Below are 317 nucleotides of genomic sequence, written 5' to 3'. Positions count from 1 at the left end.
CGACGCCGATCTCGAAGCCGACGCCGTTCGGACGACCCAGCAGCTCGGCGACCAGCACGATCTTCCACACCAGCGACAGTCCGGAGCGAGCCGAGGCTGCGATGTAAGGCGCAAGCTGCGGCAGCACGACGTGGCGGAACGCGCGCCAGCGCGGCATCGCGAACACGCTCGCCATCTCGTCGAGCGAGCGGTCGAGCGCGCGGGTGCCCTCGCGCAAGGTGACGACCGCCGTCGGCAGCTTGTTGATGGCGATCGCCGCGATCGCTGCGGTCTCGGTCAGGCCCGCCCAGATATAGGCCAGCACGATCACGACCAGC

1 protein-coding gene is annotated in these 317 nt (G+C 69.4%); it reads right to left on the bottom strand.

The genetic code is table 11. From position 1 onward, the window contains the following. Window positions 1-317 (bottom strand): ABC transporter permease (locus AABA86_RS33945; protein WP_338309842.1); only part of this gene is annotated, 317 nt, incomplete at both ends.

Origin of the sequence: Bradyrhizobium sp. TM233 (assembly GCF_036247965.1) — a bacterium.
GTDB classification, from domain to species: Bacteria; Pseudomonadota; Alphaproteobacteria; order Rhizobiales; family Xanthobacteraceae; genus Bradyrhizobium; species Bradyrhizobium ottawaense.
The sequence above is the reverse complement of the archived record's forward strand: the minus strand, read 5'-3'. Positions and strand labels throughout refer to the sequence as shown.